A 254-nucleotide genomic window follows, 5' to 3' on the forward strand; every position below is an offset into this window, starting at 1 on the left:
CTGCAAGGCTTTTCGCGCGAGCTGCATCACGCCTGCGACGATCTGCGCGACCGCGTCGCGCATTCGTCGCTGACGGCCGAAGCGCGCGAACGCGTCGAGCGCATCATCAACGAGGATATTGGCGAGGCGCTGCGCTATTTGCAGACAGCCGTGCTGCGCGCCTCGCACATCATCGACGCGCTGCTGCGACTCGCGCGCGTGGGGCGCGTGGAGTACCGGCGTCAGCGCGTGAACGTGCAGGAGCTGGTGCAGCG

The 254-nt window shown here is 67.7% G+C and carries 1 pseudogene; it reads left to right on the plus strand.

The features are described 5' to 3' along the window. A pseudogene (locus SB751_RS33085) lies at positions 1–254 on the plus strand (histidine kinase); the annotation flags it as partial.

The organism is Cupriavidus sp. SIMBA_020 (genome assembly GCF_046535395.1).
Lineage (GTDB): Bacteria > Pseudomonadota > Gammaproteobacteria > Burkholderiales > Burkholderiaceae > Cupriavidus > Cupriavidus campinensis.